At 70.5% G+C, this 25,902-nt stretch carries 21 protein-coding genes and 1 tRNA gene; 9 read left to right on the top strand and 13 right to left on the bottom strand.

From position 1 onward, the window contains the following. Positions 1–39 precede the first annotated feature (39 nt). Together MWM08_RS22295 and MWM08_RS22290 are read right to left on the bottom strand one after the other, a co-directional pair. On the bottom strand, positions 40–750 hold the full coding sequence (locus tag MWM08_RS22295) for a Crp/Fnr family transcriptional regulator (RefSeq protein ID WP_244408700.1): 711 nt from the start codon (positions 748–750) through the stop codon (positions 40–42). Positions 751–885: 135 nt separating this feature from the next. Continuing rightward, entirely contained in the window at positions 886–2,349 is a 1,464-nt protein-coding gene (locus tag MWM08_RS22290; protein ID WP_244408699.1) for a S8/S53 family peptidase, read from the bottom strand. 119 nt (positions 2,350–2,468) lie between these two features. Between MWM08_RS22290 and MWM08_RS22285 the strand changes: the two genes are divergently transcribed. Further along, the gene (locus MWM08_RS22285; RefSeq protein ID WP_244408698.1) at positions 2,469–4,250 is read left to right on the top strand and encodes an adenylate/guanylate cyclase domain-containing protein; all 1,782 of its coding nucleotides are present in this window, start codon (positions 2,469–2,471) and stop codon (positions 4,248–4,250) included. Between the two features lie 30 nt (positions 4,251–4,280). Continuing rightward, complete coding sequence (locus MWM08_RS22280) at positions 4,281–5,348, top strand: phosphatase PAP2 family protein (protein WP_244408697.1); 1,068 nt, start codon at positions 4,281–4,283, stop codon at positions 5,346–5,348. A 39-nt stretch (positions 5,349–5,387) separates the two neighbouring features. On the opposite strand, the gene MWM08_RS22275 is transcribed toward MWM08_RS22280, so the two are convergent. From MWM08_RS22275 to MWM08_RS22240, 8 genes are all read right to left on the bottom strand, one after another. Continuing rightward, the gene (locus MWM08_RS22275; protein WP_244408696.1) at positions 5,388–7,523 is read right to left on the bottom strand and encodes an acetate--CoA ligase family protein; all 2,136 of its coding nucleotides are present in this window, start codon (positions 7,521–7,523) and stop codon (positions 5,388–5,390) included. A 61-nt stretch (positions 7,524–7,584) separates the two neighbouring features. Beyond that, on the bottom strand, positions 7,585–8,052 hold the full coding sequence (locus MWM08_RS22270; protein WP_244408695.1) for a CYTH domain-containing protein: 468 nt from the start codon (positions 8,050–8,052) through the stop codon (positions 7,585–7,587). 7 nt (positions 8,053–8,059) lie between these two features. Then, positions 8,060–9,256, bottom strand: a complete 1,197-nt coding sequence (locus MWM08_RS22265; protein WP_244408694.1) for a pyridoxal-phosphate-dependent aminotransferase family protein — start codon at positions 9,254–9,256, stop codon at positions 8,060–8,062. 75 nt (positions 9,257–9,331) lie between these two features. Continuing rightward, positions 9,332–10,510, bottom strand: a complete 1,179-nt coding sequence (locus MWM08_RS22260) for a vWA domain-containing protein (RefSeq protein WP_244408693.1) — start codon at positions 10,508–10,510, stop codon at positions 9,332–9,334. A gap of 2 nt (positions 10,511–10,512) precedes the next feature. Beyond that, entirely contained in the window at positions 10,513–11,361 is an 849-nt protein-coding gene (locus MWM08_RS22255; RefSeq protein WP_244408692.1) for an AAA family ATPase, read from the bottom strand. A 64-nt stretch (positions 11,362–11,425) separates the two neighbouring features. Next, a complete protein-coding gene (locus MWM08_RS22250; RefSeq protein ID WP_244408691.1) occupies positions 11,426–11,905 on the bottom strand; it encodes a CinA family protein in 480 nt (159 codons plus the stop codon). A gap of 15 nt (positions 11,906–11,920) precedes the next feature. Then, the gene (locus MWM08_RS22245) at positions 11,921–13,105 is read right to left on the bottom strand and encodes an MFS transporter (protein WP_244408690.1); all 1,185 of its coding nucleotides are present in this window, start codon (positions 13,103–13,105) and stop codon (positions 11,921–11,923) included. Positions 13,106–13,246: 141 nt separating this feature from the next. Then, the gene (locus MWM08_RS22240) at positions 13,247–14,683 is read right to left on the bottom strand and encodes an NAD-dependent succinate-semialdehyde dehydrogenase (protein ID WP_244408689.1); all 1,437 of its coding nucleotides are present in this window, start codon (positions 14,681–14,683) and stop codon (positions 13,247–13,249) included. A gap of 223 nt (positions 14,684–14,906) precedes the next feature. Between MWM08_RS22240 and MWM08_RS22235 the strand changes: the two genes are divergently transcribed. From MWM08_RS22235 to MWM08_RS22210, 6 genes are all read left to right on the top strand, one after another. Then, entirely contained in the window at positions 14,907–16,607 is a 1,701-nt protein-coding gene (locus tag MWM08_RS22235) for a tetratricopeptide repeat protein (protein ID WP_244408688.1), read from the top strand. Continuing rightward, complete coding sequence (locus MWM08_RS22230) at positions 16,604–17,479, top strand: 4-(cytidine 5'-diphospho)-2-C-methyl-D-erythritol kinase (protein WP_244460010.1); 876 nt, start codon at positions 16,604–16,606, stop codon at positions 17,477–17,479. The genes MWM08_RS22235 and MWM08_RS22230 overlap by 4 nt, the downstream gene beginning before the upstream one ends. 20 nt (positions 17,480–17,499) lie before the next feature. After that, positions 17,500–17,574: transfer RNA gene (locus tag MWM08_RS22225), tRNA-Gln, on the top strand. A 327-nt stretch (positions 17,575–17,901) separates the two neighbouring features. Next, positions 17,902–19,326, top strand: coding sequence for an alkaline phosphatase family protein (locus MWM08_RS22220; protein WP_244408687.1), 1,425 nt, complete (start codon positions 17,902–17,904; stop codon positions 19,324–19,326). Positions 19,327–19,496: 170 nt separating this feature from the next. Continuing rightward, on the top strand, positions 19,497–20,438 hold the full coding sequence (locus MWM08_RS22215) for an allantoinase PuuE (protein WP_244408686.1): 942 nt from the start codon (positions 19,497–19,499) through the stop codon (positions 20,436–20,438). Beyond that, positions 20,435–20,911 carry an ureidoglycolate lyase gene (locus tag MWM08_RS22210; RefSeq protein ID WP_244408685.1) on the top strand — a complete coding sequence of 159 codons (477 nt, stop codon included), beginning with the start codon at positions 20,435–20,437 and terminating at the stop codon, positions 20,909–20,911. Before MWM08_RS22215 ends, MWM08_RS22210 begins: the two co-directional genes overlap by 4 nt. Before the next feature lie 210 nt (positions 20,912–21,121). Here MWM08_RS22210 and MWM08_RS22205 read toward each other — a convergent pair whose 3' ends face one another. From MWM08_RS22205 to MWM08_RS22195, 3 genes are read right to left on the bottom strand one after another with little or no spacing between them, the layout of a single operon-like run. After that, the gene (locus tag MWM08_RS22205) at positions 21,122–22,444 is read right to left on the bottom strand and encodes an ABC transporter permease (protein ID WP_244408684.1); all 1,323 of its coding nucleotides are present in this window, start codon (positions 22,442–22,444) and stop codon (positions 21,122–21,124) included. Then, positions 22,441–23,181 (bottom strand): ABC transporter ATP-binding protein, encoded by a 741-nt coding sequence (locus MWM08_RS22200; protein WP_244408683.1) that lies wholly within the window; start codon positions 23,179–23,181, stop codon positions 22,441–22,443. The genes MWM08_RS22205 and MWM08_RS22200 overlap by 4 nt, the downstream gene beginning before the upstream one ends. 3 nt (positions 23,182–23,184) lie before the next feature. Further along, positions 23,185–24,807: an efflux RND transporter periplasmic adaptor subunit gene (locus MWM08_RS22195; RefSeq protein WP_244408682.1), complete on the bottom strand. Its 1,623-nt coding sequence runs from the start codon at positions 24,805–24,807 to the stop codon at positions 23,185–23,187. Positions 24,808–24,840: 33 nt separating this feature from the next. Between MWM08_RS22195 and MWM08_RS22190 the strand changes: the two genes are divergently transcribed. Continuing rightward, entirely contained in the window at positions 24,841–25,854 is a 1,014-nt protein-coding gene (locus MWM08_RS22190; protein WP_244408681.1) for a ketopantoate reductase family protein, read from the top strand. Positions 25,855–25,902 lie beyond the last annotated feature (48 nt).

Genomic DNA, 25,902 nt, shown 5'->3' with positions numbered 1-25,902 from the left:
CTGCCGCGATGCTGCGGCAGGCGGCGGGGCGCGTCCAGGTCAGGCGGCGGGCGCGCGCAGCTCGGCCGAGACCAGCTTCTGCATCTCAGTCACGCGCAGGATGCGAATGGCGCGGCGGTCGCGCGCCAGCCAGCCCTCGCGCGTCATCTCGGACAATTCGCGCGAGACCACTTCGCGCCGTGCTCCGATGCGCGCGGCGAGTTCATGATGCGGTGGCGGCGGCGAGACAACGCGCTCGCCCGGCGCGCTGGCGCGTGGGCGCGACAGGCGCAGCAGTTCCGAGAACAGGCGCAGGCGTACCGGCAGCGCCTCGCGTTCCAGCGTGCGTTCGGTCTGCAGGCGCAGCTTCGCCGCCAGCGTCTTCAGCAGCCCGTGGCATGCCGTGGGCGTCGCAAAGATGAACTCGAGAAAGGCCTGCGCCGGCACGATGCACAGGCGCGACCGGGCGATGGCCGTGACGTTCGCCGCACGCGGCGCGCCGTCGATCGCCGACAACTCGCCGAAGAACTCGCCGGCGCCGAATTCGTTGAGCAGCACCTCGCGGCCGGAGGCGGCGCGCAGCTGCACGCGCACCGCGCCCTGCGCCACGAAGAAGATGTCGGTCGAGGGTTCGTCCTCGTCCACCACGACCTGGCCGGGTTCCACCATGCGCCAGCGCACGGCCGCGGACAGTTTCGCCAGCGCCGCCGCGTCGCCGCCCTTGAAGAAGCTGATATCAGCCAGCGTGGCCGTGCGTGCGGGCTCAGTCATGGCCGGTCGCAACCAGACGAGGTGCGGGACGACGGGATCCGGGATCGCGTGCATGGACGGCCTCCTGCAATGCGCCGCGCCGGCGCCCTGCGAGACAGACTGCGGCGTCGCGCCGCCCGGTGGGAGTGACGTGCATCACGCCGTGGGAACCCCGGCCAGGCCTTGCAGCACGCCGTCGCAATCCATCACGCCGTGGCCGAAGCGGTTGTTCCACCCGCTGCTGCCATCCGGCTGCCAGGCGGCGTTGCGCAGGCGCTGGAACAGCGCGGCGTGGGGCACGGCGTCCTCGCTCCAGCGCGTGCGCAGCGCGGCCACCACGCCGGCGGCCACGCCGCTCGCGGCGGAGGATCCGCCGGCGACGCGCTGGGCATGGTCGAGCACGCGGAAATGGCTCGGTGCCACCAGGTCGGGCTTGTGCTGCGGCCCGCCGCCATAGGCCGGGAACTGCCCGGGGCCCTGCGACGAGTAGCCGGCCCAGATGCCATCGGCGCGCGCCGCACCCACGGTCAGCACGCTGTCGAGCGAGTTGGCGCCCAGGATGCTGCGACCGGGGCCGATCAGCTCCTCCGCGCAGCGGCCATCCGGGCAGAAGGCGCCGCAATTGCCGGCGGCGAAGACGACATCGGCGACCGTCGCTGCGTGATCCACCGCACAGGCAACCCAGTGGTAGCGGTTGCGGATGTATTCGCCCGGTGTCGCCTCGCCGCGCGCATCATAGACCGACCAGGCATTCACGAAGACCCAGCGCCCGCGGAAGGTCTTCGGCCGGATCAGGCCCAGCAGCTCGATATCGATCGCCATGCGCGTGATCGCGCCGAAGGCATCGGAGAGAAAGGCGGGCAGGTTGCCCAGGATGCGCGGCGGGATCAGCGGGCAGTCGAAGATCATCGCCTTCGGCGCAAGTTCGAGCACGTTGCGCGCGATCATCGTGCCGTGGTGGTTGTCCTTGGCAGCCTTGCCGGGCGGCACAGCGCCGGGTTCACCGGCCTTCCACCAGCCGCCCATGAAGCGGCTGCCGGGCGGCAGGCGCGACGCATCAACACCTTGGTCGATGATGACGACCTTCACGCCGTCGCCGTCCAGCCCGGCCGTGCGCAGCGACTCCGCGCGGATCAGGCGATGCGCGTCGGCGACGGTGCCAAAGGAGGCTCCCTCGCCCCGCCCGGGGCCCCAGTGTAGCGCGGCATTGAGGCGCAGGTCGCCCACCGGCGCATCGAGCTTGCCGAGGCCCTTGTCATTGTCCGCACGCTCCCGGAAGGCTTGCGCGAGTGCGGCGGACTCAAAGCTGATCCCGAGCGCGACATCGGTCGGTGCCTTGCGCCGGCGCGGCAGTTCCGCAGCCACCTCGCGGTCCTCGGCCAGGGTGAAGGCCCAGTCGTTCAGCGGGCGGCGCGTGATGTGCAGCGGCAGGGCATCGGCCGCCGCGTCGGCACCTTCGAGCTTCAGCCGCCGCAGCAGCAGGCGCGCCAGGGGAGTCGGGTCGGGGTCGAGATACGCCTTGAGCAGGCCGTCATCCTCGAGCAGCCACGGGGCGTCGCGGAACACGAAGCAGCGCCGGACGGGTCGCGCGGGGGCATCCTTTTCGTCTTTGGTTGCCATGACCTGAGCCTCCGTGTTGCACGCTTGAGTATCCTTGCACTTCCGGCCCGTTTCGTGAAATCTCCGTCACTGCGGCGCAGCACAAATTTGGAACCTGACGGTCCATGTCGGCCCTACCCATGACGCGAGTGCTGGAGACGGAGGTCGCGCCCAACGCGCGGCGTTTCGCCGCCTTCGCATTCGCGGATGTGGTTGGCTACACGATCCTGATGGCGACCGAGGAGGCGCGCACCCATCGCCGTTGGATGGCGGTGCTGGACGGCGTGCTGCGCCCGGTCGCGGCCGAGCATGGTGGGCGCATCGTGAAGTCCACCGGGGATGGCGTGCTGGCGGAATTCGCCGAGCCCGGCGGCGCGGTGGCCTGGGCGCTGGCGGTGCAGCGGCGTCTGGCGCGTGAGGATGAGGCCGAGCCCGACGCGCCGACCCTCGCCCTGCGCATCGCGGTGCATGCGGGCGAGATCACCGCGACGGCGCACGACATCTACGGCCAGGGCGTGAATGTCGCCGCGCGGCTGCAGGAACATGCGCCGGCAGGGGGCGTGCTGGTCTCGGCTGCTGTGCGGGACGCGGCGGGTGGCGCGCTCGCGGCACCGGTGCGCGACCTGGGGTGGCTGAGCCTGAAGCATCTCCCCGATCCGGAACGCGCGTTCGTGATCGATCCCGAGACGCCGCCGACACGCCTGCCGAGCCCGCCCGATGTCTCGCCGCTGCCCTCGCTGGCGGTGCTGCCGCTTTGCAACCTGGGAGGCGATCCGCAGGATGACTACTTCGCCGATGGCGTGGTGGACGACATCGTCGTCTCGCTCGGCAATCTGCGCGAACTGATGGTGGTTTCGCGCAGCTCAACGCTGAGGTGGCGCGGGCGCGACGTGGACCCGCGCGAGGTCAGTCGTGCCTTGGGCGTGCGCTATGTCGTGAGCGGGAGCGTGCGTCGCGCCGGCCGGCACCTGAGGGTGCAGGTGGAACTGTCCGATGCGCAGTCCGGCACCAGCCTCTGGGGCGATCGCGCGGAAACCGAAGGCGGCGAAATCTTCGCCCTGCAGGACCGGCTGGTAGAACGGATCGTCGCTGGTGTCGCGCCTCACGTTCGTGCCGCGGAGCTGCAGCGTGCCCTACGCAAGCGCCCCGAGAGCTTCACGGCCTATGACCTTACCCTGCGCGGGATCGGCCTCATTCATCGTCTTGAACGCGAAAGCTTCGCCGAAGGACGCGACCTCTTTGACCGGGCGATGGCGCACGATCCCGGCTTCGCCCTACCTGCCGCATGGGCTGCCCGCTGGTACAGCCTGCGTGTCGGCCAGGGCTGGTCGGTCGACCCGCGTGCCGACATGGAACGGGCGGCCAGCCTGTCTGCGCGGGCGATCGAACTGGACCGTCAGAACGCGGTGGCGCTGGCGACCCATGCACATCTGCGATCCTTCCTGTTCCACGACTACGACACGGCGCTCGTGTTCTTCGAACGCGCGCTGTCGGCGTGCCCGAACAGTGCGCTCGCCTGGCTGCTGTCCTCGGCCACGCTGTCCTATGTGGGGCGCACCGCCGATGCGATCCGCCATGCGGAACACGGTTTCCGGCTGTCGCCCTTCGACCAGAGCCTGTTCAGCTACTACAATCTGCTGGGGTTGGCGCATTACGCGCATGGCGACCTCGCGAACGCGATCAAATGGTATCGCCTCTCGATGACGGAGATGCCGAATTTCACCGCGACGCTGCGCGTCTACGCGGCTGCGCTTGCTGCTGCGGGGCAGTCGGCCGAGGCGCGGTCGGTGGCGGCGCGGCTGCTCGAGGTCGAGCCAGGCTTCTCGATTTCCAGCTACGTGCGCACCCGCATGCCGTTCCGCGATGAACGGATCAAGGAGCGCTACATCACAGACCTGCACGCAGCAGGCTTGCCAACATAGGTCGCGCCCGGCGCGCATGGAGGAGACAGGATGGGTGGCATAGGCCCGGCGGACAACGCCGACAACGCGGACAATGCGGACAACGCCGACAATGCAGACAACGCCGCCTCGTCAGGCGGTTCGGGCCGCTCCAGCGGCCGCCCGATCGGCATCAGCCCCGCCCTGCACGAGGAACCCAGCGAAGACTGGTTCCGCGGCAACCGCTGGCCGCCCCAGGACCTGCCCGCGCTGACGACCGACCTGCGCAACCGCAGCCTCGCGAACACGCCGGTCGCTTTCCGGCCGGAGGACTGGTCCTTTGCGCATTTCGCCGTGGTCGCGACCACGCAGTTCGCGCAGCAGACGATGGGCGGGCCCGCGCCGGCCTGGACGGGCGTTGCCATCCCGCCGCCGCCCGCGATTCCCGCCGTGCTGCCGGCGCCGCCGGCGCTGACGCCGATCGAGGCGGAACTGGCCGAACTGCGCGAGATCGCCGAATTCCGCGCCGGCGTGATGGCGGAGGCGATGGAGCAGCGCGACAACGTGCTGGGCTACTTCCGCGGTGTGCTCACCTTCAAGGGGCTGACGCATCCCTGGACCACCAGGCTGGCCTACGCGGCCATCCGCGTCGGGCAGTTCCTGGCGATGCACCACAAGCAGGCGCACAACCGGGCGCGCCCGTCGCGCCTTCTCCCCGCCCTGATGCCCCCGATCGACCCGCCGGGCCATGCCGCCTATCCGAGTGGCCACGCGACCGAGGCCTATCTGCTGGCGCTCGTGCTCGCGCAGGTGATGCCCGCGGTTGCGTCGGGGGAGGGTGTGGGCGGCGCACGTGTAACCGTGACGCCTGGCGAGGCCAGGCACGCCAGCCTTCAGAACGACATCACCAAGCGCGTGCGCGACCTGCCCGGCCTGGCGAACCGCATGACGAACACGCCGTTGTGGCGCGTCGCGCAGCGTGTCGCGCGCAATCGCGAGGTGCTCGGCGTCCACTACCCGAGCGACAGCGAGGCCGGGCTGCGGCTCGCCGCGCAGGCGCTGCCGATCCTGCTGGCCTGCCCGCTGATCGGCGCGGCGGGCAGCGGCGCGATCGACCGCGCCAAGGCTGAATGGGCCTGAACTTGCAACGCGGCGGGGCGTGATCCCCGCCGCGCTGCGTCATGCCTTTACGATCAGTGCATCCACCGCAACGGCGTCGCTGCCGGCGATGATGATGGGGTTCACGTCCAGTTCCGCGATGCGCCCGCGCTGGTCGGCCACGAATTCCGACAGTCGCACCACGATCTCCGCCAGGCGGTCGAGGTCAGCCGCTGGCGCGCCACGGAAGCCCTGAAGCGCGGCGCGCCCGCGCAGCCCTACGAACATCGCGCGCGCTTCGGCGAGTGTGACCGGCGCAAGCGCCAGCGCCGAATCGCGCATCAGTTCCACCAGCACGCCGCCGAGGCCGGCGACGATCAGCGGCCCCATCAGCGGATCGACACGCCCGCCCACCATCACCTCGACACCCGGCTTCGCCATGGGCTGCACCAGCACGCCGTTGATGCGTGCGCCAGGCGCGTGGCGCACAGCATTCGCCATGACGGCGCGATAGGCCTCGCGTACCTCGGCGGCATCCTTGAGTTTCAGGCGGATGACGCCGGCTTCGGTCTTGTGGGGCAGGTCCGGGCTTTCGACCTTCATGGCGACGGGAAAGCCCAGCGCCTCGGCGGCAGCGACCGCCGCATCCTCGCTACCGGTCAGGCGTTCGGGCACCACGGGCACGCCATAGGCCGCGAGCACGGCCTTGGCCTCGCGTTCGGTCAGCGTGCGGTCCTGCGAGGCGGCGATCAGCGCGGCGGCCTCGGCGGCCGCTTCGGGGCGCGACAGGCGGGCGAGCACGCGCGGGCCGGCGGCGCGGCGCGCCTCGCGGTCGTGCCAATGCGACAGCGCGGCAAAGCAGCGGTCCATCGAGCGGAACAGGCCGATGCGCGGGTTCTGCTCGGCTTCCTTCGAGCCGAACCCCTCCAGCCATTCGGTGGTCCAGACCACGCAGATCGGCTTGTCGGCCTTCTCGGCGATGGCGGCCAGTTCGCCGGGGCGCTTCGCGGAGAGTTCCGTCGAATAGATCTGCGCGTAGATCAGCGCGCCGTAGTGGTCTTCGCCCAGCATCGCGCCGGCGCAGACGGTCAGGCTTTCCGGGTCGTTCGCGACCTGCGCCGTCACGTCGCACGGATTGCGTGCGGAGCCGAAATCCGGGATGCGCGATTCCAGGATGGCCTGCACCGGTGGGGTGGGCTGCGGCAGCGGCACGCCATGCGCCTCCGCCTTGTCGGCCGACATGATGGCTGCCCCGCCCGAGACCGCTACCACCGCTACGCCGCGTGCGCGCGGCGCCGGCGCCTTGGCCAGGAAGGCGGCGGTTTCCACCAGCGCCTCGAAATCCTTCACCACCACCGCGCCGGCGCGCTGGAAGGCCGCGAGGTACGCCGCGGTCTCGCCGGCGAGCGAGCCGGTATGCGACATCGCCGCCGCCGCGCCGGCTTCCCCGGTGCCGAGCTTGTAGACCACCAGCGGCTTGTTCGCGCGGTCCGCGACCTCGGCCGCCTGGATGAAGCGCAGCGGTTCGGGCATGCCCTCGAAGACGCAGGCGATGGCGCGGCAGCCGGGGTCATCGGCCAGGAAGGATACGCAATCCGCGACATCGACATCCGACGAATTGCCGGTGGTCAGCAGATGGCTGACCGATACGCCGCGCATCACCGACTGTGCGAGCGAAAACCCCAGCGCCCCCGACTGGCTGACCAGGCCCACCGCATGGCCGAGCGGCGGTTCCATCGGCGGCGGGATCATGAAGGTGACGCCGGCCTTGGTGCCGAAATTCAGCATGCCGATGCAGTTGGGACCGACGATGCGCATGCCGGCCTCGCGCCCCAGCGCGGCCAGGCGCTGCTGCGCGGCGATGTCGGCGTCGCGCCCTGTTTCGGCGAAGCCGGAGGCATAGACCATGATGCCGCCCACACCTGCCTTCGCGCAGTCGGTCGCGATCTCCTCGATCGCGTCCTTGGCGGCGACGACGATGCAGCAATCGACCTTCTCGGGGATGGCGCCGACCGAGGGGAAGCAGGCACGCTCGCCGATCTTCTCGTAGCGCGAATTCACCAAGTATAGCCGGCCGGTGTAGTCCTTCAGCGCCTGGATCGTGCGGTCGGCGAAGGACCCGGCGCGCGGGCTCGCGCCGATCACGGCGATGGAGGCGGGGTTGAACAGGCGGGCCATGTCGCCGTGGCGATAGACGGCGCGGCTGGTGCCATTCATGTGGACGTTTCCCCTGGTCTTGCTTTCGGTGCGGGAAGCCTAAGGGTGGTCGCGCGCGTCGTCACCCCCGTGGGGGCGCGGTGGCGGAGGCGAGGGCGGCATTGGCATAGCGCGGGTCGGCGGTGATCTCGCGCCCCGCCCAAGCGGGGACGCGCAGGGGATGGTCGGCTGCGGGAAGTTCGACCTCGGCAACCACCAGGCCGGCGAGGGCGCCTTCGAAGACATCGACCTCCCACACCAGCCCGTCGAGCGGCACCTCGTGGCGTGTCTTGCGGAGGCTGCGCCCGGCGCAGAGCAGTGCCAGCATGTCCTCGGCATCGCGGGCCGGGATGTCGTACTCGAATTCCCGTCGCACGAGACCGCCGGGTCCCTTGATGGTGAGCCGTGCCGCATCGCCGGCCACGCGCACGCGCACCGACACGCCGTCTTCCCGCGCGAGGTAGCCCTGCCGCAGGTGGCGCGTCGTGGTCACGTCGGTGCGCCAGGCCTCGCCCTGCACCAGGAAGCGGCGTTCGATCTCGAACGCCATGGCGCGGTCAGCTTCGCGCCGCGTCGGCCAGGTATTCGACTGCCGCGTTCACGCCCCCCGGCGCGTGCGGTACGCCGGCGACGCGCATCGCGGCTTCCACGGTCGCGAGCGTGCCGAGGATCATCGGTTCGTTCAGGTCGCCCAGGTGCCCTATGCGGAACACCTTGCCGCCGAGCGGCCCGAGCCCGCCGCCGAGCGAGACGTTGAACACCTGCAGCGCGATCCGCCGCAGCGCGTCGCCGTCATGCCCCTCGGGCATCATGACGGCGGTAACGGAATTCGAGTAACGGTCGGGCGAGAGGCAGAAAAGCTGCGGCCCGTTGTTGCCCGACCAATGGCGCACGCAGCGGCGCACCGCTTCAGCCAGGCGCGCGTGGCGGGCGAAGACCTGGTCCAGGCCTTCTTCCTCGAGCAGCCGCACCGATTCCTGCAGCCCGTAGAACAGCGAGGTCGGCACCGTCCCGATGAAGGACTTGTGTCGACGCGTGAGCATGTGCGTCCAGTTGAGGTAGGATTTCGGCAGCGTCGATGCCGCATGCGCCGCCAGCGCCTTGGGCGAGGCGCCGGTGAACGACATGCCGGTGGGCAGCATCAGCCCCTTCTGGCTGCCGCCGACCGCGACATCCACGCCCCAGTCGTCCATGCGGAATTCCATCGACCCAAGCGAGGAGATGGTGTCGACCAGCAGCAGTGCCGGATGGTTGGTGGCCTGCAGCGCGGCGCGCACCTCGGGCAGCGGCAGTTCCATGCCCGTCGCCGTCTCGTTCTGAACGGCGCAGATCGCCTTGATCGCGTGGCCGGTATCGGCGGCGAGCATCGCGCGCAGTGCGGCGAAGTCCGCACCACGGCGCCAATCGGCGGCTAGCGTGCGGATCTTGAGCCCGAAATCCTGCGCCATCTTCGCCCAGGATTCGGAGAAGTAGCCGGTCTCTATCACCAGCAGCTCGTCGCCGGCGGAGAACAGGTTGACCAGCGCTGCTTCCCACGCCGCGTGTCCGGACCCGGTATAGAGGAACACGTCGTGCTGCGTGCGCAGGATGCGCTTCACGCCCGCCACGGCATCGTCATAGACCTTCAGGAAGGCCGGGTCGTTGAAGTCGACGCTGACATGCGCGACGGCCTTCAGGATGGAATCCGGGATGTTGGTCGGCCCGGGATTGGCGAAGAACTGGCGGCCGCGGGGAATGCGGGTGGCAGCGGACATGGTCGGTTCCTTCTTCAGCGCGATGGCCGGAGGCGCGCAGGCGCCGGAGGGCTGAATCGCGCGGTCAAACATGATTCAGCGCGCGAGCTGGCGCGCCATGGTCTCGAGGCCCGCGAGTGTCAGCGGGTACATGCGGTTTTCCATCAGGCGCTCCATGATCCCTATGGATTGCGTGTAGCGCCAGTGGGATTGGTCCACCGGGTTCAGCCAGGCGGCCTTGCGGAAGTGCCGCGTCAGGCGTGCCATCCAGACTTGGCCGGCTTCCTCGTTCCAATGCTCCACGGACCCGCCGGGCTGGATGATTTCGTAGGGGCTCATGGTGGCGTCGCCCACGAACACCAGGCGCCAATCGGGGCCGTAGGTGCGCAGTACTTCCATCATCGGGCGCTCGGTCTCGCGCCGGCGGCGGTTGGTGCGCCAGACGCGTTCATACGGGCAGTTGTGGAAGTACCAGAATTCCAGGTGCTTGAATTCGGACCGCGCGGCGGTGAACAGCTCCTGGCAGATGCGGATGTGGTCGTCCATCGACCCGCCGATGTCCATCAGCAGCAGCACCTTCACGGCGTTGTGCCGCTCCGGGACCATGTGCAGGTCGAGCGAGCCGCCATTGCGCGCCGTGGCCCCGATCGTGCCCGGCAGATCCAGTTCCGTCGCCGCGCCGGTGCGCGCGAAGCGGCGCAGCCGCCGCAGCGCGACCTTCATGTTGCGCGAGGACAGCGCCTCGTCCTCGTCCAGGTCCTTGAAGTTGCGTTCGTCCCAGACCTTCACCGCGCGGCGGTGGCGCGATTCACTCTGGCCGATCCGCACGCCTTCCGGATTGTAGCCATAGGCGCCGAAGGGCGAGGTGCCGGCGGTGCCGATCCATTTGGACCCGCCCTGGTGCCGGCCCTTCTGTTCCTCGAGCCGCTTCTTCAGCGTCTCCATCAGCGCATCGAAGCCGCCCATGGCCTCGATCGCGGCCATCTCCTCGGGTGTCAGGGTCTTCTCGGCGATCTTGCGCAGCCATTCCTCGGGCAGGGTCCGCGGCGCTTCGCCCTGCGGCGTCTCCAGCCCTTTGAAGATCTCGCCAAAAACGCGGTCGAAGCGGTCGAGGTGGCGTTCGTCCTTCACCAGGGCGGCGCGGCACAGGTGGTAGAAATCATCGACGCTGAAGTCGGCGACGCCCTCCTTCATCGCGCGCAGGAGCGCCAGGTACTCCATGATGGAGGCCGGCACGCCCGCCGCGCGCAGCGCGAGGATGAAGGGCGCGAACACCGCTACTGCCCGCGGCGCCGCGCCAGGAAAGCGAGCCGCTCGAAAAGGTGTACGTCCTGCTCGTTCTTCAGCATCGCGCCATAGAGCGGCGGCAGCGCGGACTTGGCATCGGACGACCGCAGCGCCTCGGGCGGCATGTCCTCGATGGTCAGCAGCTTCAGCCAGTCCAGCAGCTCGCTGGTCGCCGGCTTCTTCTTGAGTTCGTTCACATCGCGGATCTCGAAGAAGACGTTCAGCGCCTCGCGCAGCAACCCCTGGCGGATATCGGGGTAGTGCGCCTTGACGATCATCTCCATCGTCTCGCGGTCGGGGAAGCGGATGTAGTGGAAGAAGCAGCGGCGCAGGAACGCGTCCGGCAATTCCTTCTCGTTGTTCGAGGTGATGATCACCACCGGCCTGTGTTTCGCCGCGACGGTCTTGCGGGTCTCGTAGACGAAGAACTGCATGCGATCGAGCTCGAGCAGCAGGTCGTTCGGGAACTCGATATCGGCCTTGTCGATCTCGTCGATCAGCAGCACGACAGGCTGCTCGCTCTCGAAGGCATCCCACATCTTGCCGCGGACGATGTAGTTCGCGATGTCGTGCACGCGCGGATCACCGAGCTGCCCGTCGCGCAGGCGCGACACCGCGTCGTATTCGTACAGCCCCTGCTGCGCCTTGGTGGTGGACTTGATGTGCCATTCGATCAGCGGATAGCCGAGCGCCTTCGCGATCTCCTGCGCCAGTACGGTCTTGCCGGTGCCCGGTTCGCCCTTCACCAGCAGCGGGCGCTGCAGCGCGACGGCGGCATTGACCGCGACCTCCAGGTCGCGCCCCGCGACATAGCGTTCGGTGCCCTTGAACTGCGCCACGTCTGCTTCCCTTGATCGTCCCGGCGTCAAGGTCGGGCCGGGGCGCGCTTCACGCAAGCCCGGATCATTCGATCACCTCGGCCGCCAGGCGGAACAGCGCGGCAGCGAAGGCACGCATATTGGCCTCGCGCCCCGGCGCCCCGGTCTCCAGCGTGATGACGCGCTCCACCGGCCCGGATACCGCCAGGCAGGCATGCCCCGCCGCATCGCCGTACCGGTTGCCGGACGGCCCGGCCGCGCCGGTTTCCGCGAAGCCCCAGTCCGCGCCCATGCGCGCCCGCACCGTCCGTGCCAGCAGGATCGCGTAGGGCTCCGACGACGATCGCATCCCAGCCATGTCGGCATCCGTGATCCCGAGAAGACCTGCCCGCGACGCCTTGGTGTAGACCACCGCACCGCCAAGGAAATACGCCGAGGCTCCCGGCACCGCGAGCAGCGCGGCCGAGATCAGCCCGCCGGCCGAACTCTCGGCCACCGCCACCGTCTCGCCGCGTGCCTTCAACCTCTCGCCGATTGCCCGCGCCGCGGGCAGCAGCATGTCCATCGCAGCCTCCTCCGTTCAGATATGTGTCCACCAGCGGCGCGTCGCGGCCAGCGCCGCCAGCCCCGCCAGGCCCATCATCGCCGTCGCCGCCGGCGCACCGAACACCTCCGCCAGCCCGCCCAAGACCAGGAACCCGATCGGCCCCAGCCCGATGCACACCGACAGCAGCCCCAGGATGCGGCTGCGCATCTCGACCGGCGTCGCCAGGAAGATCAGCGTCGGCTGCATGATGGCGAAGCCCGCCCCGCCCACGCCCGACAGCAACAGCGCCGTGCCCGCCGCCAGCGGTCCCGTCGCCAGCGCAAACGCCACGGTCATGGCCAGGTACAGCGTGATGCCGCCGAGGTAGATCGCCTTGTAGTGTTCGGGCCGCGCCAGCAGCGCAATCGTCACCGCCCCCAGGAAGGCGCCCACGCCATCCATGCCGGCCAGCAGACCGACCCCTTGCGGGCCGAGCGCCAACTGGTCCTTGCCGATCACCGGGATCATGCTGGTGCAGGGCCAGCCGAACAGGTTGAACAGCAACGTCACCATCAGCGCGCCCACCAGGCGCGGTTCGCGCCGCACCACCGCCAGCCCTTCGGCGATGCTGGCCAGCACCGGCGTCACCACCGCAACGGGCGCGGGCGGTGTGCGCGGCAGGCGCAGCACCGCGACGACCGCGGGAATGTAGATCGCCACGCTCAGCAGGAACGCGCCATCCAGCCCGACCGTCGCCAGCACCACTCCGCCTAGCGTCGGCCCGAGCACGCGGCTGCCGTTGCTGGTCGCGACATCGACCGACATCGCGACACCCATGCGCGCGGGCCCGACCACTTGGCCGATCATGGCGCGCCGCACCGGGTTGTCGGACGCCCAGGCGATGCCGTTCACGAAGGAGGCAACCGCCAGGTGCCAAACCGCGATGGCATCGGCGAAGGCGAGGCCCGCGATCACCGCTGACGTCACCGCCTGCGACAGCACCACCAGCAGCAGCGCCTGGCGGCGGTCCATGCGGTCCGCCGCCGCGCCCAGGAAGGCGCCGAACAGCCCCATCGGCAGCAGGCGCAGCATGGTGAGCATCGCCACCACGAAGGCCGAGCCCGTGGCGGCATAGGCGAAGACGCCGACGGCCAGCGTCTCGAGCCAGCGCACGACGAAGACGCACAGGCCTGAGACCCAGAGGCGGAGGAAGTCGCGCTCTTGGAAAAGGGTGCGCATCGCGAAAGAAAGGTCGGGGGAGCGAACTCCCCCGAACCCCCTCCTTCTTTTGGCACTTGGGGACTGACAACGGAGGTCAGTTCCCAACGGCCAGAAAAAGGGTGGGGGCTTGGGGGAGGTTCTCCTCCCCCAACCTTCCTGTCAGATCCCCGCCTGCGACACGAAGCGCGTGTTCAGATACGCCTCGATCGCCTCGCTGCCGCCTTCGCTGCCATAGCCGCTGTCCTTGATGCCGCCGAACGGCACCTCGGGCAGCGCCAGGCCCAGGTGGTTGATCGTCATCATCCCGCTCTCGACCTGTGCGGCGATCGCGTTCGCGGTCTTGGCCGAACGCGTGAAGGCATAGGCCGCGAGGCCATAGGGCAGGCGGTTGGCTTCCTGCACCACTTCGTCGAAATCCTTGAAGCGGGAGATCATCGCCATCGGGCCGAAGGGCTCCTCGTTCATCGCGCGGGCATCCTTCGGCACGTCGGTCATCACCGTGGGCTCGTAGAAATAGCCCTTGTTGCCGATGCGCGACCCGCCGGTGTGCACCTTCGCCCCCTTCTGCTGCGCATCCTGCACCAGCATCTCGACCCAGGGCACGCGGCGGTCATGCGCGAGCGGGCCCATCGTGGTGCCCTCGGCCATGCCGTCGCCGACCTTCAGCGCCTTGGTGTGCGCAACGAATTTTTCCACGAAGCCGTCATACAGCTTCTCCTGCACCAGGAATCGCGTCGGGCTGACGCAGACCTGGCCGGCATTGCGGAACTTCGCCCCGGCCAACGTCTTGGCCGCGAGGTCCAGGTCCGCATCGTCGAACACGATGGCCGGCGCATGGCCGCCCAATTCCATCGTCACCCGCTTCATGTGCGCGCCCGCCATGCCCGCCAGCAGCTTGCCCACGGGGGTCGACCCCGTGAACGTCACCTTGCGGATGATCGGGTGCTTGATGAGGTACTCGCTGATCTCCGCCGGCACGCCATAGACCAGGTTCGCGACCCCCGGCGGCAGGCCGGCATCGACGAAGGCGCGGATCAGCTCGGCGGGGCTCGCAGGGGTTTCCTCGGGCGCCTTCACGATGATCGAGCAGCCGGTCGCAACCGCGCCGCACAGCTTGCGCACCACCTGGTTGATCGGGAAGTTCCACGGCGTGAAGGCGGCGACCGGGCCGATCGGGTCCTTCACCACCAGCTGGTACACGCCCTCGGCGCGGGCCGGGATCACGCGGCCATAGGCGCGGCGGCCTTCCTCGGCGAACCAGTCGATGATGTCGGCGGCGGCCATCACCTCCATCTTCGCCTCGGGCAGCGGCTTGCCTTGTTCCAGCGTCATCAGCCGCGCGGTCGCGTCGGCGCGGGTGCGGAAGATGTCCGCGGCCTTGCGCATCAGCTTGTAGCGGTCGAAGGCGGAAACCTTGCGCCAAGTCGCGAAGCCGCGCTCGGCGGCGGCCAGGGCCTCATCGAGGTCGGCGCGCTCGGCGTGGGCGACGGTGCCGATCACTTCCTCGGTCGCGGGATTCAGCACGTTCAGTGTCTTGCCGGAGCGCGCCGCGCGCCACTCCCCGTTCACGTGCAACTGGACATTGGGGTACGACATCGGCGTATTCCTCCGCGGCTGGGTCTTGACCGTCACCCTAGCCCCGCAGCCCTTGCGCGGCCAGACGCGACGGCTTGCCGCAGATGCATGGCTGGCCGATCACGGACATTTCAGACAGACACTGAGCGGCAGCAGAGTCGGCTGGTCCGGGCCGCCGGGATCGCCGTCGATGACCACCGCATCCGCCGTGGTGCGGCGCAACGCGGGCCGCTAGGATGGGTCCATGATGCTGTCCCTGCCGTCGCCGCGTACCCTGCTCCTCGCCGCTGCCCTGCTCTCCGCCTGCGCCGCCGCCGAGGGCGGCCGGGCCGGCGAGGCGACCTTCGCGCCGACTCCGACCAACCCCTTCGGCGCCTATCTGGCGGGGCGCTTCGCGACATCGGAATCCGACACGCGGGTGGCCGCTGACGCCCTGCTGGCCGCCCTGCGCGCCGACCCCGACCAGCCCGAGGTGGTTCAGCGCGCTTTCATCGCCACGCTGCTGGACGGCCGGCCCGAAGCTGTGCGCCTCGCGCGGCGTCTGCCGGACAACCCTCTGGCCGCCATGCTGATCGCCGGCACGGAAGCCCAGGCCGGCCGCTGGGACCGTGCCGAGGCACGCATCCGCACCCTGCCGCGCCAGGGCGCGGCGCAGTTGCTGCAGCCCTTGCTTCTCGCCTGGACGCTGCACGGCAAGGGCCAGACGGACGCCGCGGTGGCGCTGCTGCGCCCGCTGTCGGAATCGGGCCGGCTGCGCACGCTCTATGCGCTGCACGCCGCGCTGATCTGCGACCTGTCCGGCCGTGCGCGCGAGGCCGAGCGCTTCGTGCGAATCGCGATCGGCGACAACAGCCCACCGACGCTGCGCCTGGTGCAGATCTCGGCCGGCATCCTGGCGCGCGGCGGCCGCGAATCGGAGGCCGAGCGCCTGGTCGAGACCCTCTCGCGCGGGCAGGACGACCTGGCGCTGGCCACCGGCGAGCAGGCGATGCGCCAGTTGATCGCGACGCGGCCCGTGACCTCGGCCGTGGAAGGCATGGCCGAGGCGCATCTCGCCCTGGCCGGCGCTCTGCGTGGTCAGGGCGCGGCGGAATTCTCGCTGGCGCTCACGCGCCTTGCGCAGCGCCTGCGGCCCGGCTTCGCGCCGGCGATGCTGCTCGCGGCCGACGCACTGTCGGACGAAGGGCAATACGCCGCCGCGCTGGCTCAGCTCGACCAGATTCCGGCGGACGACATGCTGTCGGGCCTGGCGGGGCTGCGCCGCGCCGGGCTACTCGACCGGCTCGACCGTCCGGACCAGGCGATCGCCGAATTCCGCCGTGTGGCGGCTGCCTATCCTTCCGCATCGCAGCCCCAGGCCCGGCTTGGCGACATGCTGCGCAGCCGCCAGCGCTGGACCGAGGCCGCGGCCGCCTATGACGAGGCGATCCTGCGCGTGCCGGCGCCGGTGGCAGGCCACTGGCCGCTCTTCTACGCCCGCGGCATCGCGCGTGAGCGCAGCGGCAATTGGCCGCAGGCCGAGGCGGATTTCCGCCGCGCGCTCGAGCTGAGCCCCGAGCAGCCCTATGTGCTCAACTACCTGGGTTATACCTGGGTGGAGCGCGGCGAGAACCTGGTCGAGGCGCGGCGCATGCTGGAACGCGCGGTCGCGCTCCGCCCGCAGGACGGCAATATCGCCGACAGCCTGGGCTGGGCGCTGTTCAAGCTGGGCGACATGCCCGGCGCGATCCGCTGGCTCGAGCGCGCGGTCGAGCTCGAACCGCGCAACAGCGTGATCAACGACCACCTGGGCGACGCGTACTGGACGGCGGGGCGGCAGCGCGAGGCGCAGTTCCAGTGGCGGCGCGCCCTGGCGCTGGGGCCGGAGGGCGACGAGGGCCCGAAGATCGAGGCCAAGTTGCGCAATGGCCTGCCGGCCAATCCGGTCGCGGAGAACCGCCGCTGAGCACCGCCAGCGCGTCTGGCCTTCGGCAATCCGCGCCGGCCAAGGTCAACCTGTTCCTGCACGTGACCGGGCGGCGGGCGGATGGCTACCACCTGCTGGACAGCCTGGTGGTGTTCGCCGATGCCGCGGATGGCATCGAGGCGCTGCCGGGCGCGCAGCTTTCGCTGGCGGTGGACGGGCCCGAGGCGGGGGCGCTGGAGGCCGAGCCGGACAACTTGGTCCTGCGCGCCGCACGGGCGCTGTCCGCCGCGGCCGGGGTTCCGCCCAGCGCGGCGCTGGCGCTGCACAAGGTGCTGCCGGTTGCCTCCGGCATTGGGGGCGGCAGTGCCGATGCGGCGGCGGCGCTGCGCGCGCTGGATGCGCTGTGGGGCCTGGGCTGGCCCGACGCGCGGCTCGCCGAGGTGGCATTGTCGCTGGGGGCGGATGTGCCCGTTTGCGTCGCCTCCCGGCCCGCACGGATGAGCGGCGTGGGCGAGATGCTGGCCCCGGCGCCGTCGCTGCCGAGATTCGGGATGGTGCTGGTCAACCCGCGCGTTGCCTTGCCGACGCCCGCCGTGTTCCGCGCACGCGACGGGGCGTTTTCCCAACCCGCGGTGCTGCCCGATGGCTGGGAGGACGCGGCCGCGATGGCGAGCGACCTTGCGGCCCTTCGCAACGACCTGGAGCCCGCCGCGATGGTCCTGTGCCCCGCTGTGGCTGCGGCGCTGGCGGCGCTGCGGGACCTGCCGGGTTGCCTGCTGGCGCGCATGAGCGGATCGGGTGCGACGTGCTTTGCCATCTTCGACCAGCCGGGCGATGCCCGCCGCGCCGCGACGGCGTTGCCGGCGGTCTGGTGGCGCTGGGGTGGGGGGCTTCACGGAACGCCCGGGTGAAGGCTATGAGGCGGTGCGGATGGGGCGTCGCCAAGCGGTAAGGCAGCGGTTTTTGGTACCGCCATTCCCAGGTTCGAATCCTGGCGCCCCAGCCACGCAGTCCCGGTGTCGCCGGTATTTCGGCAGTCCGCGCTGCCCCGCCGCTAATGGCCCGCGTAGCGGGCCAGGCACGGCGCCGGATATCTCGAACCCACCATAAAAGACGCTCCTTAGGCCGAGGTTAGCCGCGCATACGGCGTCCGGCCTCCGAAGCCCGTTTCGACATATTCAGTTGGTGCGCAGTCCTCGCCCCGCGGCAGCACGCAGTCTGATGCAAACCCGATCACACTGCGCCGTTGCTACCTCACCGCCGGGCATGGACAGATCATGGCGATCGGTGCGTGCTTCGCGCCGACCAAGGCCCATCGCACAAGGACCATCCCATGACGCGTGTGCTGATGATCGCCCTCGATGGGCTGCGACCCGACATGGTGGATGCGGCAACGACACCGCACCTTGCTGCGCTTGCTGCGTCCGGCACGCGCTTCGCGCGCGCGCGCAGCGTCTTTCCCTCCGAAACGCGGGTGGCAACGCCCTCGCTGATCACCGGCTGCCGTCCAGGCGGGCATGGCATGGTGGCGAATACGCTGTTCGATGCCGGCGTCGCGCCGGACCGGCTGCTGCGCACGAAACTGGTCGAGGACGTGCTGGCCTTGGCGGCCGGCGCCGAATCCCCGCTGCAAAGGCCCAGCCTGGCGGAACGGCTCGCGCCGCATGGGCTGCGCTTCGCCCTGGTCAGCGCCGGTACGGCCGGGGCGGCGCGACTGCTGCATCCTGCTGCCGAACGGCTCGGCACCTTTCGCTGGAACGTGGAGGACACAGAAGGCGCCACGGCGGCCGAGGTGCTCGACGCGCTGGGCGCAACACCCGCTGCGGAGGTGCCCAATATCGCGCGCATCGAATTCGCCGGCCGCGTGCTGCTCGACCACGTGCTCGCACGCCATTGCCCCGATGTCGCGCTGCTCTGGTTGTCGGAGCCCGACGTGTCCTTCCACTGGGGCGGGCTGCGCGCGCCGCACACGCTGCGTGCCCTGCGCACGGCCGACGCGGTGCTCGGGCGCGTCGTCGCCTGGCGCGACGCGCAGCCCGACGCCGAGGAGATCGCCATCATCGTGCTGTCGGACCACGGCCATGTGACCGGCCGCGGCAAGCGCTGCCTGCGCACCGAGTTGCAGCGGGCGGGCTTTCGCGCCGGTATCGGCCTGGCACCCGACATCGATGTGGTGGTGGCGCCCGCGGCGGCGCCCGGCCTGTGGCTGCGCCATACCTCGCTGGCTCCGCAGATCGCCGATTTTCTCGCTCGTCAGGACTGGGCTGGGCCGCTGCTGGCGCGCGATCCGGCGATCCTGCCGGACGGCCGCGCCGCGCCGCTGGCGCTGCTCGGCAGCGCCCACGCGCGCAGCGCCGACCTTGTCGCGACCTTTGCGGGCGACGAAGGCCCTGATGCCTGGGGCCTGCCCGGCACCGCGCCCTTCGACGCGCCCGACGTGCCCGAGGGCGGCGGCATGCATGGCGGCCTGCACCGGGCGGAACTCGCGACGGTGCTGGTGATGCAGGGCGGCCCGTTCCGCCGCGGCGCCGTATGCGAGGAAGCCGCTGACCTGACGGATATTGTGCCCACGGTGCTGCATCTGCTGGGCCTCGGGACCGAGGGCATGGAAGGCCGGCCGCTGCGTGGCGCCTTCGACGCCGCTGCCGATGCCGCGCCGACGGAGGAACTGCACGACCTGCCCGGCGGCTTCGTCCTTGAAGCGATGCGCGCGCCGGATGGTCGGCTCTATCCGACAGCGATGCGTCGGATGCGCTGATCGCGGTGCCTTGCCTCCGCCGGGCTTGCTGGTCGCGGCAAACGCGCTGAAGTTTCTTCCGGACAGCCGACGCATGTCGGCCCGGACTGCTATCGGGACGCGAGCCCGGCGCCGGGTCCGCCAGGCGTCCGGCGGCGATTGCGGCCACCACTGCACGAGAGGACCTGCGCGTGACCGAGCCCTATCCCCGCGACCTCGTTGGCTACGGCGAGCACCCGCCGCATCCGCAATGGCCCGGCGGCGCACGCGTCGCGGTCAACTTCGTGATGAATTACGAGGAAGGGTCGGAATACTCCTTCCCCGACGGCGATGGCCGTTCCGAGACCAGCACCGCCGAGGCGCCGCAATCCCCGGTGCCGGACGGCCAGCGCGACCTCGCGGGTGAAGGCATGTTCGAATACGGATCCCGCGTGGGTTTCTGGCGCATCATGCGGATCTTCGCCAAGCGCAACCTGCCGATGACCGTTTTCGCGTGTGCGCTGGCACTCGAACGTCATCCGCCCGCTGCTGCCGCCATCCGCGCCGCGGGCCACGACATTTGCTGCCACGGCTGGCGCTGGATCGAACACTACAAGCTGGCGAAGGAGCAGGAGCGCGAGCACATCCGCCTTGCCATCGACAGCCTGCAGAAGACCATGGGCTCGCGTCCGCTCGGCTGGTACTGCCGCTATGGGCCCAGCGTTCACACCCGCACGTTGGTCGTGGAGGAGGGCGGCTTCCTCTATGACAGCGACTGCTACAACGACGAACTGCCCTACTGGGTGCTGCAGGACGGCAAGCCGCACCTGGTCGTGCCGTATTCGTTGGTCACCAACGACAGCAAGTTCGGCCGCGGGATCTTCTCGACCGCCGACGACTACTTCACTTTCCTCAAGGACCAGTTCGACATGCTGTACGAGGAAGGCGAGACGCAGCCGAGAATGATGTCGTGCGGGCTGCACATGCGCTTCATCGGGCATCCAGCGCGCGCCATCGGCCTCGCCCGCTTCCTCGACTATATCCAGGGTCACGATAAGGTCTGGATCACGCGCCGCATCGAGATCGCCGAGCATTGGCGGCGCACCTTCCCCTACCAGCCTGGCATGGAACAGATCGCGAAGGTGGGGCCATGACGCTGCGCCTGGTTCTGGAACCCCTGACGGCCAAGGCCTTCGCGCCCTTCGGCGACGTGATTGATCCGCCGGGCGAGGGTGCGGGCCTGGCGCTGACCGACACGCTGCGGGCAATCGACGGCGCGATCCAGCCGCGTCTGTCTTTCAGCACGGCGAAGGCCTGGTCGCTGCCGCTCACGGCGACCGAGATGGAGCGCCACAACCGGTCCTCGCAGTGCTTCGTGCCGATGGATGTGGAGCGCTGGGTCGTGCTGGTCGCCCCCGATGTTGGCGGGAAGCCTGATGCGTCCGCACTGCGCGCCTTCGTGGTGCGGGGCGACCAGGCGGTGAACTATCACCTGGGCACCTGGCACCACCCACTGCGCGCGCTGGACCGGCCCGGACGCTTCGCCGTGCTGATGTGGACCACCGGCAACAAGCCGGACGACGAGGAGTGGGCGACCCTGCCGGAACCAGTGGAACTGGCCGGCTGACCGCCGGATGCGCGCGTATCCCGACCCAGCGGCACCTAGCCATTCCGCCGCCTGGCCACCCATCCTGGATTCTGTCGTTGGCTGGCTGGGCGGGGGAGCAGGCCGGTGCCGTCCGATCGGAAATCGCGCAACCGGGCACTCGACCTGCTGAGGACTGAGCCCGATCAGTTGAACTCATCCGATCGAGCGAAGATGCTCGTGGAAACCGGTCTAGTCGTGCCGCAGCGCCGCGATCGGGTCGAGCCGTGCCGCGCGCCGCGCCGGCCAGAAGCCGAAGAACAGCCCGGTCAGCGCGGAAACGCCAACCGCCAGCAGCACCGAGTCCAACGTAACCAGCACCGGCCATCCGGCGAGGTCCGCCGCCAGGTGCGACAGCGTGATGCCGGCGGCGACGCCCACCGCACCGCCGAGCAGTGCGAGCACCAGCGCCTCGAGCAGGAACTGCGCCAGCACGTCGCGCCGGCGCGCACCGATCGCGAGGCGCAGCCCGATCTCGCGCGTGCGTTCCGTGACGCTCACCAGCATGATGTTCATCACGCCGATGCCGCCCACCAGCAGCGACACCGCGGCGACCGAGGCCAGCAGCAGCGACAGCGTGCGCGCCGCGGCATCGCGCGTGGCCTGGATATCGGACAGGTTGCGCACCGACACGCTGTCGGGTTCGTTGGCGGCGACGCGGTGGCGCTGGCGCATCAGCGCGCGGATGTTCTCCTCCGCGTCGCGCATGTCCTCGCCCTCGTGCACCTTGACCGAGATGGTGCCGACCTGCCGCGCATTGGCGCGCGACGCGCCCATCACGGACCGCCGCGCCGTCCAGTAGGGGATGAACACCGCGTCGTCCTGGTCCTGGCCCATCGGGTTCTGGCCCTTGCGCGCCATTACGCCGATCACCTCGAAGGGCGTGGAACGGATGCGGATCTCGCGCCCGACCGGGTCTTCCTCGCCGAACAGGTTCTCCGCCACCGTGGCACCCAGGATCACCACCTTGCGCGCGGCGCCGGCCTCCTCGGTGCCGAACAGCCGGCCGCTGTCGGGCACCCACTCATGGGCGGTGAAGAAATCCGGGTCCGCGGCAATCACCACCGCCGACCAGTTCTGGTTGCCTGCCACCATCTGGAAGGTCTGCCGGATGGAGCCCACCGCGACCTCGACCTCCGGCACCTCCCGCGCGATCGCCACGGCGTCGTCGTAGGACAGATTCGACCGACCGCCGGCCCCCAGCCGCACGCCGCCCATGGTGGCGGACCCGCCCCAGATGATCAGCAGGTTGGCACCGAGCGACTGGATCTGCGCCGTCACTTGCCGCCGCGCGCCTTCGCCTACCGCCACGGTCGCGATCACCGCGGCGACGCCGATGAAGATGCCCAGCGCCGTCAGGATCGACCGCAGGTAATTCGCGGCGAGCGCCGAGAGCGCACCACGGAACGCCTCGGCCAGGTCCATGCCGCCCCGCGTGGGCGGCAGCGGCGGGAGCACCGGCGTTGCTACGCTGGTGGCGGGCGCGGCACGCGTAATGGTGCCCGGCGCGTTCACGCCGCGTCTTCCATTGGCGGCAGTGCGGCCAGCATCGCGGCCGCGTCGGCCGGATCCTGCCGCGCATCCGACACCAGGCGACCATCGCGGAAGCGCAGCACGCGCGTTGCGAAGCGCGCTACCTCGGCATCATGCGTGACCATCAGTACGCCCACGCCGCCGCGGTTCAGCGCCTGGAACAGCGACACCACCGACAGGCCGGTGCGCGTGTCGAGCGCGCCGGTGGGCTCGTCCGCCAGCAGCAGGTCGGGGCTGCCCACGATGGCGCGCGCGATCGCCACGCGCTGTTGCTGACCGCCGGAAAGCTGCGAAGGCCGGTGCCGCATCCGGTCCCCCAGTCCCACGGCCGCCAGCGCCATCGCCGCGCGGTCCCGCCGTGCACGCCGGCGCAGCCCGCGATAGACCAGCGGCAGTTCCACATTCGCCAGCGCATCCGCGCGCTGCAGCAGGTTGAAGGACTGGAACACGAAGCCGATGCGCCGGCTGCGGAGTTCCGCCAGGCGGTCCTGCGACAGCGCGCCAACCTCCTCGCCCATCAGCCGGTAGGTCCCGGTGGTCGGGCGGTCCAGGCAGCCGATCAGGTTCAGGAAGGTGGATTTGCCCGACCCCGACGGCCCCATGGCAGCGACGAATTCGCCGGGCTGGATGCTGACCGAGACGTCGGCCAGCGCGCGCACCACGCCCTCGCCCGCAGGGAAACTGCGCGACAGGCCGGCGGTGTCGATCAAAGCGGTCATGCGTCAGAACAGTCGCCGGCCGGTCGCGGCCGCGGCGGCGCCGGCGCGGTCCTGGCCGATCACGACGCTCGCGCCCGGCGCGATCTCGCCCGAGAGGATCTCGGTGACGGTGCCGTCGGTGATGCCCGTGCGCACCGCGACGCTGCGCGGCGGCCCGTCGCCCTCCAGCACCCAGACCGTCCCGGGCGTGCCGCCCCGACCCGCCCCGCCGCCGCGCATCGCCGCGAGGCGCGCGCGCTGGTCGGGCGTGAGTGCCGCATTCAGCCGTGAGACGAGCCGCTGGCGCGCCTGCTGCTGCTGCTGGCGCCGCGTGTCGGCGTCGCTGGGCAGGGATTGCATGCGGCTGCGCATCTCGGCGCGCGCGGCATCGATTTCGGCGCGCTGCGCTGGCGTGAGGTCGGTGAGCGAGGCCAGCGCCTGGTCGAGCTGCGCCTGGCCGGGGGCCGCGGCCTCGGTGGGCGGGCCGCCGGCGGTGGTGCCGGGCGGGCGCCAGCGCAGCGCGGCATTGGGCACGCGCAGCGCCTGCGGGCGTTCCTCGGTGACGATGCGCAGGGTCGCGGTCATGCCCGGCAGCAGGCGCCCGGAGGCGTTCGGCGCCGTCACCACCACCGTGTAGGTCACCACGTTCTGCACCGTGGTGGCCGCCAGGCGGATGTCCTTCACGCGCCCGCGCAGTGTCTCGGACGGGAAGGCGGCGACGGTGAAGGTCACGTCCTGGCCGGCGCGCACGCGGCCGATATCGGCCTCGTCCACCGTCGCCCAGACCTCCATCTCATCGAGGCTTGCAGCGATCTGGAACAGCACCGGCGCCTGGAAGGACGCCGCCACGGTCTGCCCGACATCGATGTTGCGCGAGACCACGATGCCGTCGATGGGGGATCGGATGGTGGCGTTGTTCAGGTCCACCTCAACCTGGCGCATCAGCGCTTCCTTCTGCGCGCGAGCGGCCTCGGCGGCCTCGACCTGCGCGGATGCCGTGCGGGCGGCGGCGGCGGCCGAGATCGCGGCGGCTTCCGCGCGCAGCAGGTCGGCGCGCGCCTGCGCGACCGAGGCGCGGGCACGGTCCGCCGCGAAGGCGGTGCGCAGCGCGTCGCGCTCGGCGCCCACGCCGCGGGCGCGCAGTTCGGCGCTGCGCGCGGCCTCGCCCTCGGCATCGCGGGCGGCCGCCTCGACACCCAGGATGGCGGCGCGGGCGGCCTCGATCTGCGCGCGGGCCTGGGCTTCGTCGGCGACGGCGCGCTCGGCCTGGGCGCGCGCGACGATCACCTGGGCGGCGGCGGCCAGCATGTCGGCCTCGGCGGCGGCGCGGCGCGCCTCGATGGTGGCGGTATCGAGCCGCGCGATCGGCTGGCCCTCGCGCACCTGCGTGTTGAAGTCGGCGTGCAGTTCGCGGATCTGGCCGGAGAGCTGGCTGCCCACCTGCACCAGCGTGACGGGGTTCACAGTGCCTGTCGCCGCGACCACCGCGGTGATGGCGCCGCGATCGGCTGGCGCGCTGCGCAGCCGTGGCAGCGCGGCGCTGGTCGCGGCGTTGCCTGTCAGCATCGCGAGCCCCGGCGTGCCCGCCCACCACCAGCCGGCAGCGAGGGCGCAACAGCATCCGGCGACAAGGAGAAACCTGCGCATGGCGACTACCATAGCGCCTTGGCGGTAACCTGCATGTATCGGACTTTCGCGAAGCACGGCCGCCGCCTAGGGTCGCTGACCTGGGGCAGGGGGGACGACGCGATGCGGCTGCTGGTGCTCGGGGCCGGCGCACTCGGCGGGTATTTCGGGGGGCGGCTGGTCGAGGCCGGCACCGCCGAGGTCGCCTTCCTGCTGCGCCCTGCCCGCCGGGCCGTGCTGGAGCGCGATGGCCTACGAATCGACAGCCCCTTCGGCGCCTGGCAGGGCCCCGTGGCGACCCTGGCCGCGGGACAGGCGCGACCCGGCTGGGATGTCATCCTGATGTCGTGCAAGGCCTATGACCTGGATGACGCCATCGCTGCCATCCGCCCCGCCGTCGATGCGCGCACCGCCATCCTGCCGGTGCTGAACGGGCTGTCGCATGTCGACCGGCTGATTGCGGAATTCGGCCCGGAGCGCGTCCTGGGCGGGCTTGCCAAGATCCAGGCGACGCTGGCCCCCGACGGGACGGTGCGGCAGTTGAACGACTGGCGCTGGATTACCTTCGGTGAAGTCGGCGGCGGCCTGTCGGAGCGCGTCCGCGCGATCGAGGCCGCCTTCGCGCCGGCCCGCGGCGTGGTGGCGCAGGCGGTGCCCGACATCATGGCGCGCATGTGGGAGAAGCTGGTCCACCTGGGCACCAGCGCGATCGGCACGGTGCTGATGCGCGCCAATGTGGGCGAGGTCGCGCGCAGCCCGGGCGGCATCGACTTCCTCCATCGCATGCTGGACCGCAATGCCGCGATCGCGTCGGCGCGCGGCTTCCCGGTGCGCGATGCCTTCCTCGAGGAATTCCGCGCCGTCTTCGCCGATACCGGCGCCGCCTACGCCACCTCCATGCTGCGTGACCTCGAGGCCGGCAGCCGGATCGAGGCCGACCATATCCTGGGCTTCCTGCTGGACGCCGCGCGCGCCGCCGGCGTGCCGCACGAGGTCCACGAAGCCGCCTGGCTGCACGCCAAGGCCTATGAACAACGGCGCGAGGCGGGACGACTACCGGCGCGCTAGCCGCACCGTTCGATCGCCCTGGTTCGCCATGATCGGCATTCGTGCGGC

It is taken from the genome of Roseomonas fluvialis (assembly GCF_022846615.1).
Taxonomy (GTDB): Bacteria; Pseudomonadota; Alphaproteobacteria; order Acetobacterales; family Acetobacteraceae; genus Neoroseomonas; species Neoroseomonas fluvialis.
The sequence above is the reverse complement of the archived record's forward strand: the minus strand, read 5'-3'. Positions and strand labels throughout refer to the sequence as shown.

Excerpts from the sequence above, each read along its gene's own strand:
- MWM08_RS22285 (WP_244408698.1), top strand. The coding sequence starts at position 2,469 with ATGACGCGAGTGCTGGAGACGGAGGTCGCGCCCAACGCGCGGCGTTTC.
- MWM08_RS22220 (WP_244408687.1), top strand. The coding sequence starts at position 17,902 with ATGACGCGTGTGCTGATGATCGCCCTCGATGGGCTGCGACCCGACATG.
- MWM08_RS22240 (WP_244408689.1), bottom strand. The coding sequence starts at position 14,683 with ATGTCGTACCCCAATGTCCAGTTGCACGTGAACGGGGAGTGGCGCGCG.
- MWM08_RS22280 (WP_244408697.1), top strand. The coding sequence starts at position 4,281 with ATGGGTGGCATAGGCCCGGCGGACAACGCCGACAACGCGGACAATGCG.
- MWM08_RS22295 (WP_244408700.1), bottom strand. The coding sequence starts at position 750 with ATGACTGAGCCCGCACGCACGGCCACGCTGGCTGATATCAGCTTCTTC.
- MWM08_RS22250 (WP_244408691.1), bottom strand. The coding sequence starts at position 11,905 with ATGGACATGCTGCTGCCCGCGGCGCGGGCAATCGGCGAGAGGTTGAAG.
- MWM08_RS22265 (WP_244408694.1), bottom strand. The coding sequence starts at position 9,256 with ATGTCCGCTGCCACCCGCATTCCCCGCGGCCGCCAGTTCTTCGCCAAT.
- MWM08_RS22200 (WP_244408683.1), bottom strand. The coding sequence starts at position 23,181 with ATGACCGCTTTGATCGACACCGCCGGCCTGTCGCGCAGTTTCCCTGCG.
- MWM08_RS22275 (WP_244408696.1), bottom strand. The coding sequence starts at position 7,523 with ATGAATGGCACCAGCCGCGCCGTCTATCGCCACGGCGACATGGCCCGC.
- MWM08_RS22245 (WP_244408690.1), bottom strand. The coding sequence starts at position 13,105 with ATGCGCACCCTTTTCCAAGAGCGCGACTTCCTCCGCCTCTGGGTCTCA.
- MWM08_RS22290 (WP_244408699.1), bottom strand. The coding sequence starts at position 2,349 with ATGGCAACCAAAGACGAAAAGGATGCCCCCGCGCGACCCGTCCGGCGC.
- MWM08_RS22235 (WP_244408688.1), top strand. The coding sequence starts at position 14,907 with ATGATGCTGTCCCTGCCGTCGCCGCGTACCCTGCTCCTCGCCGCTGCC.
- MWM08_RS22190 (WP_244408681.1), top strand. The coding sequence starts at position 24,841 with ATGTATCGGACTTTCGCGAAGCACGGCCGCCGCCTAGGGTCGCTGACC.
- MWM08_RS22210 (WP_244408685.1), top strand. The coding sequence starts at position 20,435 with ATGACGCTGCGCCTGGTTCTGGAACCCCTGACGGCCAAGGCCTTCGCG.
- MWM08_RS22270 (WP_244408695.1), bottom strand. The coding sequence starts at position 8,052 with ATGGCGTTCGAGATCGAACGCCGCTTCCTGGTGCAGGGCGAGGCCTGG.
- MWM08_RS22195 (WP_244408682.1), bottom strand. The coding sequence starts at position 24,807 with ATGCGCAGGTTTCTCCTTGTCGCCGGATGCTGTTGCGCCCTCGCTGCC.